The organism is Streptomyces litmocidini (assembly GCF_014649755.1).
GTDB lineage: Bacteria > Actinomycetota > Actinomycetes > Streptomycetales > Streptomycetaceae > Streptomyces > Streptomyces litmocidini.
Window position 1 is genome coordinate 578,024 of sequence record NZ_BMTQ01000004.1, and the last position, 12,446, is coordinate 590,469.

Annotated in this window: 12 protein-coding genes; 4 read left to right on the forward strand and 8 right to left on the reverse strand. The window is 67.5% G+C overall.

Translation table 11 applies throughout. The features are described 5' to 3' along the window. Positions 1-4 precede the first annotated feature (4 nt). From IE180_RS12190 to IE180_RS12200, 3 genes are all read right to left on the reverse strand, one after another. Complete coding sequence (locus IE180_RS12190) at positions 5-724, reverse strand: YidC/Oxa1 family membrane protein insertase (protein ID WP_190156817.1); 720 nt, start codon at positions 722-724, stop codon at positions 5-7. A 91-nt stretch (positions 725-815) separates the two neighbouring features. Then, positions 816-1,112 (reverse strand): DUF6412 domain-containing protein, encoded by a 297-nt coding sequence (locus tag IE180_RS12195; RefSeq protein WP_190156818.1) that lies wholly within the window; start codon positions 1,110-1,112, stop codon positions 816-818. A gap of 89 nt (positions 1,113-1,201) precedes the next feature. Then, the gene (locus IE180_RS12200; protein WP_190156819.1) at positions 1,202-1,723 is read right to left on the reverse strand and encodes a winged helix-turn-helix transcriptional regulator; all 522 of its coding nucleotides are present in this window, start codon (positions 1,721-1,723) and stop codon (positions 1,202-1,204) included. Positions 1,724-1,812: 89 nt separating this feature from the next. Between IE180_RS12200 and IE180_RS12205 the strand changes: the two genes are divergently transcribed. Further along, positions 1,813-3,222 (forward strand): MFS transporter, encoded by a 1,410-nt coding sequence (locus IE180_RS12205; protein ID WP_229860439.1) that lies wholly within the window; start codon positions 1,813-1,815, stop codon positions 3,220-3,222. Here the strand turns inward: IE180_RS12205 and IE180_RS12210 are convergent. Further along, positions 3,170-3,979: a class E sortase gene (locus IE180_RS12210; RefSeq protein WP_190156820.1), complete on the reverse strand. Its 810-nt coding sequence runs from the start codon at positions 3,977-3,979 to the stop codon at positions 3,170-3,172. The two genes, IE180_RS12205 and IE180_RS12210, sit on opposite strands and share 53 nt — an antisense overlap. Before the next feature lie 63 nt (positions 3,980-4,042). Between IE180_RS12210 and IE180_RS12215 the strand changes: the two genes are divergently transcribed. Next, positions 4,043-5,050 carry an SEC-C domain-containing protein gene (locus IE180_RS12215; protein WP_190156821.1) on the forward strand — a complete coding sequence of 336 codons (1,008 nt, stop codon included), beginning with the start codon at positions 4,043-4,045 and terminating at the stop codon, positions 5,048-5,050. A gap of 92 nt (positions 5,051-5,142) precedes the next feature. After that, positions 5,143-5,604, forward strand: coding sequence for a very short patch repair endonuclease (locus IE180_RS12220; protein WP_190156822.1), 462 nt, complete (start codon positions 5,143-5,145; stop codon positions 5,602-5,604). Here IE180_RS12220 and IE180_RS12225 read toward each other — a convergent pair. The 4 genes from IE180_RS12225 to IE180_RS12240 all read right to left on the reverse strand — a co-directional run bounded on the left by IE180_RS12225 (position 5,536) and on the right by IE180_RS12240 (position 11,023). Next, positions 5,536-6,915 carry a DNA cytosine methyltransferase gene (locus IE180_RS12225; protein WP_190156823.1) on the reverse strand — a complete coding sequence of 460 codons (1,380 nt, stop codon included), beginning with the start codon at positions 6,913-6,915 and terminating at the stop codon, positions 5,536-5,538. The genes IE180_RS12220 and IE180_RS12225 overlap by 69 nt on opposite strands. A 143-nt stretch (positions 6,916-7,058) precedes the next feature. Further along, positions 7,059-8,873 carry a DEAD/DEAH box helicase gene (locus IE180_RS12230; protein ID WP_190156824.1) on the reverse strand — a complete coding sequence of 605 codons (1,815 nt, stop codon included), beginning with the start codon at positions 8,871-8,873 and terminating at the stop codon, positions 7,059-7,061. Next, positions 8,873-10,303 carry a ParB N-terminal domain-containing protein gene (locus IE180_RS12235; protein ID WP_190156825.1) on the reverse strand — a complete coding sequence of 477 codons (1,431 nt, stop codon included), beginning with the start codon at positions 10,301-10,303 and terminating at the stop codon, positions 8,873-8,875. The genes IE180_RS12230 and IE180_RS12235 overlap by 1 nt, the downstream gene beginning before the upstream one ends. 24 nt (positions 10,304-10,327) lie before the next feature. Continuing rightward, positions 10,328-11,023 (reverse strand): KpnI family restriction enzyme N-terminal domain-containing protein, encoded by a 696-nt coding sequence (locus tag IE180_RS12240; protein WP_190156826.1) that lies wholly within the window; start codon positions 11,021-11,023, stop codon positions 10,328-10,330. 235 nt (positions 11,024-11,258) lie between these two features. Between IE180_RS12240 and IE180_RS12245 the strand changes: the two genes are divergently transcribed. After that, the gene (locus IE180_RS12245) at positions 11,259-12,080 is read left to right on the forward strand and encodes a hypothetical protein (protein ID WP_190156827.1); all 822 of its coding nucleotides are present in this window, start codon (positions 11,259-11,261) and stop codon (positions 12,078-12,080) included. The last annotated feature ends 366 nt before the right edge of the window (positions 12,081-12,446 follow it).

Below are 12,446 nucleotides of genomic sequence, written 5' to 3' on the forward strand. Positions count from 1 at the left end.
ACCCTTACGCGGGAGTAACCAGGGCGGCCTGCGGCATGTCCCGGTAGAGGAAGGCCCGCTCGACGGCGGTCCAGGTGGTGCTGGTGACGATGTAGAGCGCGGCGGCCAGCGGGACGACGGCGACCGAGATCAGGGTCGCGAAGGAGAGCAGCGGCAGGTACCGGGCCATGCCCGCGGCCACCGCGGCGCCCGGCTGCCCGGGCTCCGCCACGACCGGCGCGGGCTGCCGCCTGGCCCGGAGGTAGTTGTACGTGGCGACGGCGGCGACGATCGCGAAGAGCGCGAGGTAGACCAGGCCGGCCGGGCCGAGGACGCCGCCGTGGGAGAGGGCGTCGGCGTAGTGGTCGCCCAGCGGGGCGGCGAAGAGGCTGTGCCCGGCCATCCGCCCGCTGGAGAAGAGGTGGTACATCAGGAAGAAGGCGGGCGCCTGGAGCAGGCTGGGCAGGCAGCCCGCGAACGGCGAGACCTTCTCCCGGGCGTGCAGCTCCATGATCGCCTTCTGCATCCGCTCGGGGTTCTTGGCGTGCTTCTTGCGGAGGGCGGCGAGCTGTGGGGCGAGCCGGGTGCGGGCCTTCTGGCCGCGGGCGGCGGCCCGGGAGAGCGGGTGGACCGCGAGCCGTACGAGCAGGGTGAAGAGGACGATCGCGGCGGCCGTGGCGGTGGTGGCGAAGAGCGGCTGGAGCAGGTCGGCGAGCTGCTCGACCAGGGAAGCGAAGACGTTCAAGGGAGCCCTCCGTGGGGTCTCGTCGTGCCGGGGCGGGGGAATTCGGCATGACGGATCCGCGAGAGGTGCTCGTCGTACGGGTACGGGCTCCCTACGCGGCCGTCGGGAGGGGACGGCCGGGAGCACGGGGTCTGCGGCGGCCGGCGGCGTCGGGGTCCCGCTGGGGCAGGAAGGCGGTGCGCCGCTCGCGGTCGCGGATGGCGGTGCGCACGGCGGTGGGCGGTACGGCGGGGGCCGTACGGGCGCCGAGGAGGGCGAGGACGACGCCGGTCGCGGCGAGGGCGACGGCGGTGGAGAGGCTCGTGCCGTCGGAGAGGAGCAGGTCGGCGAGGGCGAGCAGGAAGAACAGGGGCGCGACGACGCGCAGGACCAGGTCCCTGAGGGTCATCCCGTCACCTCCTCCTCTCGGTCGTCCGACGGTGAGGACGAACGACGGGGCCGGGAAGTTCCCACCCGGTGCGCCGTTCTTCCGGAAACTCACGCCTCCAGGGGGACGAGGAGGCGGCGGGGCCGGAGGAGGGCACGGCTGACGGGATCGTCGGGGTCGGGGTCGAGTCCGGCGCCGGGCCGCATCTCGACGTCGGCGAGCGGCACGGGAAGACGGCAGGAGGGGCATTCGCCGTACGGGCCGAGTTCGGTGCCGCAGTCGGCGTGGTGGAAGTGGCGCAGCGGTACGGCCCCGGGGACCTCGGTCCGGCCCCAGGTGGCGAGCGAGCGCAGGACGGGCCAGAGGGCGAGGCCACGTTCGGTGAGCACGTACTCGTCGCGCGGGGGCGACTCCCGGTAGCGCCGCCGGTCGAGGACGCCGGCCTCGACGAGGGCCTGGAGGCGGGCGGCGAGGACGGCGCGGGGGATGCCGAGGTGGACGAGGAAGTCGTTGTAGCGGCGGACGCCGTAGAAGGCGTCGCGGACGACGAGCAGGGTCCAGCGTTCGCCGATGACCTCCAGGGCGCGGGCGATGGAGCACTGCTGCCGGGCGTAGTCCTTGCCGAGAGCCATGGGTCCATCGTACGCACAAGGGGTTCGGTGAACGAACCTTGCTGCTACCTTGAGGTTCATTCACCGAACCTACAGGTGGAGGTCCTCCCGTGCACCCGCTCACCACCACGGCCCCGCCCGAGTCCCGCCCCCGCCCCGGACGCCCCCGGGCCACCCTCGCCGTCACGGCCGCGGCCACCGCGGTCGCGCTGATGAACTACACGGCGCCGATGCTGACCCTCCCCGACATGGCCGCCGCCTTCGGGACACCGGCCTCGGCGCAGGCCTGGCTGCTCAACGGCACCCCGCTCGGCCTCGCCGTCCTGCTCCTGGTGGCCGGCGGCCTCGCCGACGCGCACGGCCGGCGCCGGGTCTTCCTCCTCGGCACCCTCGCCCTCGGCCTCACCACCGCGCTCGGCGCCCTCGCCGGCTCGACGCTCGCCTTCACCCTGGCCCGGATCGCCCAGGGCGCGGCGAGCGCGGCCGTCCTGGCGGGCAGCCTGGGCCTCCTCGCCCACGCCTACCCGGCGGGCCGGGACCGGATCAGGGCCACCGGCGTCTGGGGCGCCTCGGTGAGCGCCGGCATCGCCCTGGGCCCGCTCCTCGCCGGCACGCTGAGCCTGGCCGACTGGCGACTGGCGTACGGGACGCTGGGGGCGGCGGCGCTGGCGATCGCGGCGACGGGGGCGCGGACGCTGACGCACGACACGACCCGGGGAACGGGAGGGACGCGCCCCGACATCGCGGGCGCGACCGCCCTCGCCCTGGCCCTGGCGGCCCTGCTCACCGCCCTCACCCTCGGCCGCGACGGCTGGCTGCGGGCCCCGGTGGGCCTGCTGCTGCTCGCGGCCGCCGTCCTGACGGGGCTGTTCGCGGCGGTCGAGCACCGGAGCCGGGCCCCCATGGTGGACCTGGCGCTGCTGCGGCGGCCCGCGTTCCTGGCGTCGACGCTGGGGGCGCTGTTCACGGGCCTGGCGGTGATCGGCCTGTTCAGCGTGGTGCCGGCACTGCTGCAGGGCGGGGCGGGGATGACACCACTGGGCTCGGCGTGGCTCTTCCTCCTCTGGTCGGGCACGGCGTTCGTGACCGCGCTCCAGACCCGCCGCCTGGCGGGCCGGCTCTCCGCCGCGTACCAACTGACCCTGGGCTTCACCCTGTCGGCGGCAGGAATCCTCTCCCTCCTCGGGGCCCTGGAAGGCTCCTGGCCGCGGCTCGTTCCCGGCCTCCTCCTCGCGGGCGCGGGCAGCGGCCTCCTGAACGCGGCGCTGCCCCGCCTCGCGGTCGACTCGGTGCCGCCGGAGCGTGCGGCGATGGGCTCGGGCGCCAACAACACCGCCCGCTACATCGGCTCCTCGGCCGGGGTGGCCCTGACGCTGGCCCTGGTGACGACGGGCCCGGACACGGCGCTCCTCGTCTCGGCGGCCCTGGCGCTGGCGGGCACGGTCCTCACCCTCGCCCTGGGCCGCCTCACCCGGCCGGCACCAGCTTCGCCCAGACGACGAGCCGGTAGGCGCTGCTGAACTCGGGGGTGCAGGTGGTGAGCGTGAGATAGGCCCCGGGCGCGTCGTACCCGTAGGAGGGCCGGACGAGGGACCGGGGAACGTCCCGGATGACCCCCACGTCACGGGGAGCGGTCGAGGGCAACACGCGATCAACCCGATAGACATAGGTACGCGCACGCGTGCGCACGGAGATCCGGTCCCCGTCCCGGAGCCGGTCGATGTACCGGAAGGGCTCGCCGTGGGTGTTGCGATGCCCGGCGAGGGCGAAGTTCCCGACGCTCCCGGGAGCGGCGGTCCCGGGATAGTGCCCCACGTACCCCTTGTCGAGGACGGACCGCTTGGAGACGCCTTCGGCGACGGGGACGGTGAGCCCGAGCCGGGGGATGCGGAGGACGGCGAAGGCGCCGGAGGACCCGGGGGAGACCGTACGGGACGACCCCGCGGCACGTGGGGCCGCCGACGGCCCGGAAGGCGCGGGAACCGGGGACTCCCCGCCCCCTCCGGCGGCCCCACCGGGCGCATCACCGGGAACACCGCTCCCGCTCCGGACGGGGGGAGGGATGTCCCACCCCCGCTCCAGGACGCGCACCTGGTCGAGGGCCTCGGCGCGGGCCTCCCGATTGGTCCACCAGAGCTGATGGACGACGAGAAGCAGGAGGAGAACCCCGCAGGTGACGGCGGTCTCGGCGCCCAGCCACAGCGCGCGTGCGCCCGTACGGCATCGTCCTCGCCCCTGGACGACGACCGGCACCCGCTCCCGTTGCGTGACGCGCACGCGGGGCACGATAAGCGCTGGGGCGCCAACTCTCCAGGCCCGTACAGCAGTACGGTGGAGGGCATGCGCCCAGACACGCCTGCCGCCCACCTCACCGAAGCCGAGCGTCTGCTGCGCACGGCAGCGCAGTACCCCGGAGACCGGGAGCCCCTCTACCTCCGGGCCGCGGCCCACCGCGAACTCGCGGGAGACCGCCCGGCCGCGACGGCCCTGTACGACGAGCTCCTCGCCGGGGAGCCGGCGAACCCGGACCTGATCAGGGCGCTGAAGGCGGCGAACCTGTGGGAGTACGGCCACGAGGCCGAGGCCCGCGCGATCATCGACGGCCTCCGGCGGACGAGGCCGTCGGACGCGTCGGCGTGGGAGATCACGGCGGAGACGCTGGAGGCGCACGACGAACTGGAAGCGGCGGAGTCGACCCTCACGGAGGCGACGAAGCTCCTGACCACACCCCCCTGGGACGACCTCCCCCACGCCACCCGCTCCCTGATCACCACCCGGCACCGGATCCGCCGGATGCTCGCACTGACGCACGACGAGTGGGACGACCTGGCGGACCGGCTGCACACGGGCACGGTCGGACTGGACGAACTCCACGACCCGAAGCGCCTGTGGTCGCTCGGCTCCTCCGACCCGGCGGAACTCCGGGCGGAGATCGCCCGCCTCCGCTCGGAACTGGGCACGTACCGCACGGCCCTCTCCCGCCCCTTCCCGGTCGCGGTCCTCCACTGGCCGGAACCGGAACTGGACGAGCTCCTGGCGGCCTACCCGGAGCTGGAGGCCGAGTACCCCACGTACCGCGCCCACCTGACGGACATCGAGGCGTCCCTCCGCGAACTGTCCCAGGCGGGCACCCCGAACCTGGGCATCGTCCGCGCCACGGTCCCCTCCTACGAAGCCTTCGCCGCCTCGGAAGCCACCCACCCCTCGAACGCGGACCTCCTCCCCCAGTACGCCACGACCCTGGCGGCCCGAGGCCGCGCAACGGCATGGCCACCGGCCCGGGGGGCGAAGTGCTGGTGCGGGTCGGGGCGGGCTTACGGGGAGTGCCACGGGGGCGACAGCAGCTGACTTCACCCCCGCCCGGATGGATCCGTACGATCGAATTATCCAAGGCGTGAGCGGGCCCTCACCGAAAAGGGCCGACGGAGGAGTGGCTAACTGTGCCTGAGGCTACGGACTGGACCCCGCCCCCGGGGTCCTGGGCGTCATCAGCAGCACGGCGCCGCAATATGCAGGCGATTCGCAGCCGGGACACGAAGCCGGAACAGATCGTCAGACGGCTGGTCCATGCCACGGGACTGCGTTATCGCGTCGCGGCAAGGCCGCTGCCCAGCCTTCGCCGGACGGCAGACCTAGTCTTCCGCCCGGCGAAGGTAGCTGTCTTCATTGACGGCTGTTACTGGCACGGCTGCCCGGATCACTACGTGCCGCCCAAAACCAATTCGGGGTATTGGTCGGACAAGGTTGCGCGCAACGTCGCACGCGACCGGGACACGGACCAGCAGCTTGCGGCGGCCGGCTGGCTCGTGCTCCGCTTCTGGGAGCACGAGCCCTCAGCGGCGTGCGCCGACAAGATCACCGCTTCGGTGCGTGCGAGGCGAGAGAGGCTCCGCAGGAACTGATTCCACTGCCTCATCAATCTCCAGCTGCACGTCGCCTGCGGCACCATCACCCGAGTCCAGCTCGTACGTACGGGAAACCTCATCACGGCTTTCCGGGCGAAGGACGGCAATGATAGCCCTCCCCACCGCTTCAGCGACCGGCGGAGGAAAGGCATTACCCACCTGTCGATAACGAGCCGTCTTACCACCCTGAAAATCCCAGTCGGGCGGAAAACCCTGAATGATGGCTGCCTGCTTGACCGTAAGCATCGGCCCCTTAGGGCGGAAGAGGTCTCTTTCCGGGTCGGTCGTAGACTTCCCGAAATCGTTAGCAACCCCCATGGCGTCGATGCCAAGGGCCTCCCATGCCCGCTTGGCTCGCGTGGGACCCAGGTCAGCGCCCCCATGCTTCCTCGAACCGCCGACCAGCGTGGGAGCCACCCCCTTCGTACTGCCCTTCTCCGCACCGAATGCAGATTTCTTCCAGTCCTCGAAAACCTGCTTACCGGTGCGCTCACCCGGCCCGGCCGCCTCACCCTTTACATTGAGAGACCAGTAAGCTTTGCATCGCTCAAGCATTGTCTTCTCGAGTTCCTTGAAGACGGTGGCACGCTCCCCCTTCTTGTGCTTCGGCCAGACGAATTCACCATTTTCCCTGGCGATATCTTTACGAATCGCGACCAGAATCGCCCGAGGGCGCAGCTGCGGGACACCGTAGTCACTGGCATCGAGCCGACGCCATACGTGACTCATGGCTTCGCTCTGCTTCGCTACCGACCATTTTTCACTCACAAAAGGAACATCGTATCCGAGATCGAAAAGCTCGTTCACGATCTGTCGTCGATAGTCGATAAAAACGTGAGGCGGCTCGAGAATCCCCCGCACGTTTTCAATCATCACAGCTTTCGGCCGCAGGTTTTCAACGAGCTGAAGCATCGTCGGGAAAAGGTCGCGCTCGTCATGGGCCCCAAGCCTCTTACCCGCCAGCGAGAACGGAGGACAGGGGACACCGCCAGCCAGAAGATCAAGCTCTCGATGCTTCACACCAAAGCGCTCAGAAAGATTCTTCGCGCCGTTCAGAAACTCTTCCTTCAGGAGTTCCTTGACATCCATGGGCTTCAACTGCTCCGCCCGCCCATCCTCCCACCCGGGCCACTGGCTCACATTGGCCTTGAGCGTGTCAACCGCGTGGGAGTCCCATTCAATGAGGGCCAGGTGATGAAAGCCAGCGTTATGCAGGCCCACTGCCTGGCCCCCGGCTCCGGCGCAGATCTCAACCGAGGTCAACGGCGCGGTGGTCTGCGGGGCTGATCGGCCGCTGGCGGCGCCCATGGGCACGCTCCTCCTGGATGTGACGCAAATTAACTGCTCAAGTGTCGCAGAGGCAGCACCGTACCGCTGCCGCTCCAGGAGGAGTCTTGCAGTCTGCTGGGCAACCAGTCCATGCGGGGCATGAGCCAGTTGTCAACCGTCAGTTACCGCCCCATGTGACGCAGCAGCGCCTCCATGTCACTCGTAGCCAGCCCCGCGGCGACTGCCGGCTCCTCCTCAAGGTCGGCGAGCTGCTGCACCGTCGGATCGTCGAGGATCTTGCCCATGAATTCCAGCTTCCGGTCCAGGCGGACCTCTACGACCTCATCAACGGTGTTACGCGCCGCGAGCACCGTGACCCGGGTTTCAGTTTCCGGCGCCAGCCCCAGGCGGTGGATGCGGTCGAGGCTCTGAAGATAGCGGCCAGCCATGAAGTCACGGTCTACATACACGGCGTCATGACAGACGTGATGGAGGCTGATGCCCTCCCCCAGCGTCGCAGGGTTAGAGATGAGCACCATGCAACTGGGATCTTCGCGGAACCTCCGCAGCTGCTCATCACGGTCCGGGGTCTCCCCGTAGACGGTTGCTGGTCCGTACTTGTCCAGAAGCTGCGCAAGTGTCGTGATGCTCCGCACGAACGACGTCCAGACGAGTGTCTTGCGCCCCTGCTCAGCGTTCGCGGCCACAATCGCTGCTGCTTCCTTGTATTTGGGTGAAAGCTCGTAGTCCGGGAGGCGCTGCATCAGTGCATACAAGGAATCGCCTTCAGGGATCTCCAACGGCGGCAGCTGGTAGGCCAGCGGTTCATGACGGCTGGCCCCCTCCAGGAGAAGGGCCGGGCTCGTCGCCGCCATCAACAGGCGCAGGGCTGTCTTCCCCAACGAGGAGAGGTCATCCCGAGCCCCCCGACTGCCCGCGCCCCCGACCAGCGAGCTGTAGATCTCGCTGTGCAGCGGCGGCATGTCCACGTACCTCATCCGCAGCTGAACGGGCGGCAACCCGAGCTCCTGCTTTGTCGTCCGTGTGAACAAGGGGCGGAGTACCGAGCTAGCGTGCGCAAGATCGCCCCCCGCCACCGCCTGCACGACAGTGCGCTGCCCGTGCCCTGGCCACACGAAGCCCAGCAGGTTCTCAAGATCCTTTGCGCCGTTGGGTGCCGGGGTTCCTGTAAGGATCAGCCGACGTCGCGCCAGAGGGCCAAGGGCCATACACGCGGCCCCGTACTTGCCCCGGGCGCCGAGTTTCATGCGATGAGCTTCATCGAGAATGATCATTGAAGGAGCCGACTGCAGCCAGCCCGCAAGTGTGGAAAGGTGACGGTCCAGGCGTTCGTAGTTGACGATGAGGACCTCAGCCCACTGGTCAAGGGAGCCGTCCAGCACGTGCGTGCGCAGGGGGTAGCTGAAGCAGACAGCCGTCTCATAGCGCCAGGATTCGTACGCCGACTTCGGGCAGACGACCAACAGCCGACTTACTTTCCCCATCGTCTTCTGCGCCGCATATACAGCGAGCGCCACCCGGGTCTTTCCCGCACCCGGCACACTGAAGTTGGCCCCATGCTGCAATGACAGAAGCTTGGCGATGTCACGCCTCTGGAACTCGCCAAGCTCGGCGGTCCAGCTGACACCAAGAAGGCTGACCACTCCCTCCGTTGCAACCTGCTCGTCCTGCTCAGGGACGTCAAGCCGCTTTTTCACCGTATCGGCGTCCTGCATGACGCCGACGACGAGATTACGGAGATCGGGCGACCACTCAACCCCTACGTGGTGAGGCCAGGCTGCAAGAACATTCAGATCAGCCAGCAGTTCGTCAAGCGCGACCGAGGCGGACAAAGGGCCGAGCTGGCCGCCCGTACGGAAACGGGCGGCCAACTGTACAAGATCTTGCTGGTACTTCTCAGTAGTCCTCAGGACCACTCGGGTCCGGCTCTCGTCGAATCCGAGCTGCAGAGAAGCATCACCAGCGATTTCAGGCATCAGGAAGCCTCCGCAGCTGCGGCTTCAAGCAGCCAGCCGACTCCGTCTCCAGGGTGCGGAACACCCCTGCCCGCCTGCTGTGCCAGCTTGCGAAGACTGTCCCTCAGCCTCAGTACGGCGTCGTCAAAAGCTTCCTCGTCGAGACTGTGCGAGGCACGGGCCTGTACCAGCTCCACAACGCACTGTTCGATGTCTGCGCAGGCGTCCGCAAGCCGGGCGGGAGCGAGCTGTCGACGCTTGCGCACGCGGGCGTCGCGGCCGGCGGCGTCGATCGCGTCGTCGAACGCCTTCCTGGCGTCGTCCAGGAGGGCCTGGTCTTCGGCCTTGGCGCTGTCCAGCAGCCCCGACTGGTCACTGCGTACAGCGGCTGTCGCCCGAAGGATCTGGTCGTTGAGTGCGCGAGCGGCCGAAACAGCCGAAGAAGAGGCAGGAACCTCCATCCCCAGGCCTGGAATCGACACCGTCGCCGGCTCAGCATGCGCGGCCGTGTGCTGGAGACTGGCAGGCAGCCTGTCGCCCAAGTAGTCCTTCTGCAGGAAGATCTCGTCGATGTGCCGTACATCGGTCTTCGAGAAGTCAAGCAGGATCGCAGCCAGCCTCAGCTCCTTGAGAACCTCAGCCTGGTCACGGTCGGCCCCTTCGAGCTTCTCATAGAGACGATGAAGCTCTTTGAGCTTCTCCTGGTCTCCCTCCCAGTCAACGAGCCTCAGCGCAACTCCGCCACCGCTCTTACTCCGGTCGATGAGCTCACGGATGGTGCTGAGAATCCAGCGTTCCTGGTGATACGTGGCCGGCTTGATGCGGAACTCCTTGGCGATGACTTCAGGAGTCCGGCCCAGGAGCGCTTGCTCCTCCATCGCCAGAAGACGGTTGACGTACGAGTAGTCCCGCCGGTGGTCCTTCCGGAGCTGCAGGGACAGTTCGACGGCATTGATGTCCGCCCACGTAAAGGACTCAGGCAGCACTCCAACGCGCATCGACTGGACGCCGAGTTCCCGGAGGGCCGCCGCTCGGGTGTTGCCGTTGACGAGCACACCGTGGTGAGTGACAAGACCAGGATCGTTCTGGCCGAATTGGTGCAGGCTCTCCTTCAGCTTGTCAAACGCCGTGTCGCGGATGTTCGGATTCGTCGGTTCTGCCTGGAGCAAGAACTTGAGGTAATCCTGGCTCTGAGACCCCCATGGGTCGCTCTCGAGCATCTGGTCACGCTCAGCGTCATGACTGCGCTGCGCACGGATGCGATGCGTTCCGGGATTGAAGTACAAGCCGCCGAGCGGGAGGTCGATTACCTCGACGTGCTGCTGCTGGCCATTCCAGTCGACTGTGACCGTCTCCCTGGTGCCGCCGGAGTCCTTCACCTCCCCCAGCCTCTTCTTGATCAGCTCACTGAACTCAGCCGCGCGCGGCGGCGGCGGAAATTCCCGCAGCATGACTCTCCCCGTCCCCATCCCTACTCAATTGTCTTCGGCGCTGACGGCCTTGATCACTGCTGCGCGGGACTTCTCCGGCAGCGTCCTGTAGATCCCCCACAACTTTTCAAGCGTGCTCCACGACCGGCGGTCGGCCTCAAGCCAGCCGGCGAAAACCCTCCGCTCCAGCGGAGCGAGCGACTCGATGAGCGTCATTAGCTCAGCAAGATTGATCTCACGGTCGGACCCAGTCTTGCTGCAGCGCTCACACTCCGTCACATTCTGGTAATCCAGCGTTCCGTCTGCGAGTCGCACCTTCCTGCGGGAGACATTGAGCTTTGTGGTCACCCCCAGACCTTCGCCAACGGATTCACCCGTAGCAGCACCGCAGGTGCGACAGAGGAATCCATCAGCCTGCCAGATCTTGACGCGCTGATTGGCAGTCAGACTCTTCTCGTGCTGGGCGGGCTTCACCTGCCCAGGGATCCAGACGTCAGCCCCCCTCGTCACGTATCGGCGCTCTTCGGACTTCAGTGAAATATCTTCGCGATTCGTATCAATTCGCCACCCATGTTTCCGAAGCTCGCGCATCCGGCGGTCGATCTGGGCAACGCCCGGAAAGGCGTCACGCAGCTGCGCCATGGTGAAGATGTTGCCCACCCCGACGACGTCCTCAAGCCACAGCGCCGTTCGCGCCATGCCCTTGTAGCTCTTGTCGTCCTGCCACGAAGGCAGCTCCATCCACGCTCTCCGTTCGCTCGCACGTCACGCCCACAGCCACGCTGACACGCATCAGGTGGGACACGGATACCAACCGAAGGCATGACCTGCGCTCTCCGGCGGTGTACCTATTGAGCACTGGCAGCGGAGGAACCGTCCAGGGGAATGGCTCGTTGCGCGGAAACGCGTCAACAAGCAGTGCTGCACAATCTTCCTGCATCATGCCGGAGTCGGCGTTCCAGAGGGGGACCTACGAATGGCTGCAGGTTTGGTGGGGACGAAGGCTGGCGAGAATCTGCCCCCGGGCAGACGGAACCTCGCACGGCATCTCGCGGCCTTGTACGAGCACTTGGGGACGCAGACACTGCGACACGCTGCCGACCATCTCGCAGCACGGGGATACAAGAAGGATCCCAGCGAGATCAGCCGGTATCTCAACGGTGAACGGCTTCCACCAGCGAGCTTCGTTGCAGCGCTGTACGACGCCGCGGCAGCCATGCTCGCGGATTCAGGCCATGAGTCCGTGAGCATGACGAAGGAGCATGTGCACGAAGTGCACGCCGCAGCGGAACCGCGGCTGTGCCGGAGCTGCGCCAAGCTCCGGCGGCGGATACGAAAACTTCAGGCCGATGTGAAGCGTCTCCATGCGCTTCGAGCTGGTCTCCAAGCCGGCTTGGAGACTGCACAGAGCACCGGTCCCGGAGAACCGGCGCCGCTGCCGGTCCCTCCTTCAGACGGGGACCGGCAGCAGACGGCGCAGGACGTAGCTGCCGCGAGACAGGTCGCCTCCCGCGCCGGACAGCTGCAGGAGGAGGGCGCGCAGGGTGAGGCACTGTCCTACCTTCAGCAGACCTCGGAGGTACTGACACCCGTAGAAAGTGCAGCCGCACTGGTCTTGCTCCGCCGGCAACGGCAAGACCAGCTGGCCGAGACGCTCATCCAGATGTACGGACGCGATCAGGCGGATAGGGATGTCCTGCGTGTGGCCCTTGAGTTGCATAGATACGGGCAGATGGACGACGTCGGCGCGATCCTGAGAGCTGCGGCCCGCCGATCTGGACCGCAGGCACCGCTGTGAGCATGAGCTCCTGGACGGGAATACATTCGGCTTCAGCACCTGACGGAACTGCCTGGCTTCGTTGAGGCCAAGGGGCTTACGCGTCATCCATCTGCCAGGCGGCTGCCCTGGTGGATCTGCAACAAGAGACGAGCCACAGCCGAGTCCGCGCCGGCACTCTCTCCGGTCAACACGTCACCCACACGAGCGCTCTTCACTCTTCGGGTCTCTGCGGGCGCGTTCACTGCGTTACGGTCGCGCAAAACGGCCCCCGTCGACAGTTCGCAGCTATCGGCGAGGGCCTGAACCACTCGTGGAAGGCACTAGTTCCACTGTGATCTACCGGCACTTTAACGCGCCCCCGCGCGCCTTCACCCAGTTCTCGCA

Bases quoted from the DNA above. Each gene is read 5' to 3' on its own strand.
- IE180_RS12195 (WP_190156818.1), bottom strand. From the start codon at position 1,112: ATGACCCTCAGGGACCTGGTCCTGCGCGTCGTCGCGCCCCTGTTCTTC.
- IE180_RS12200 (WP_190156819.1), bottom strand. From the start codon at position 1,723: ATGGCTCTCGGCAAGGACTACGCCCGGCAGCAGTGCTCCATCGCCCGC.
- IE180_RS12215 (WP_190156821.1), top strand. From the start codon at position 4,043: ATGCGCCCAGACACGCCTGCCGCCCACCTCACCGAAGCCGAGCGTCTG.
- IE180_RS12225 (WP_190156823.1), bottom strand. From the start codon at position 6,915: ATGGGCGCCGCCAGCGGCCGATCAGCCCCGCAGACCACCGCGCCGTTG.
- IE180_RS12230 (WP_190156824.1), bottom strand. From the start codon at position 8,873: ATGCCTGAAATCGCTGGTGATGCTTCTCTGCAGCTCGGATTCGACGAG.
- IE180_RS12235 (WP_190156825.1), bottom strand. From the start codon at position 10,303: ATGCTGCGGGAATTTCCGCCGCCGCCGCGCGCGGCTGAGTTCAGTGAG.
- IE180_RS12240 (WP_190156826.1), bottom strand. From the start codon at position 11,023: ATGGAGCTGCCTTCGTGGCAGGACGACAAGAGCTACAAGGGCATGGCG.
- IE180_RS12245 (WP_190156827.1), top strand. From the start codon at position 11,259: ATGGCTGCAGGTTTGGTGGGGACGAAGGCTGGCGAGAATCTGCCCCCG.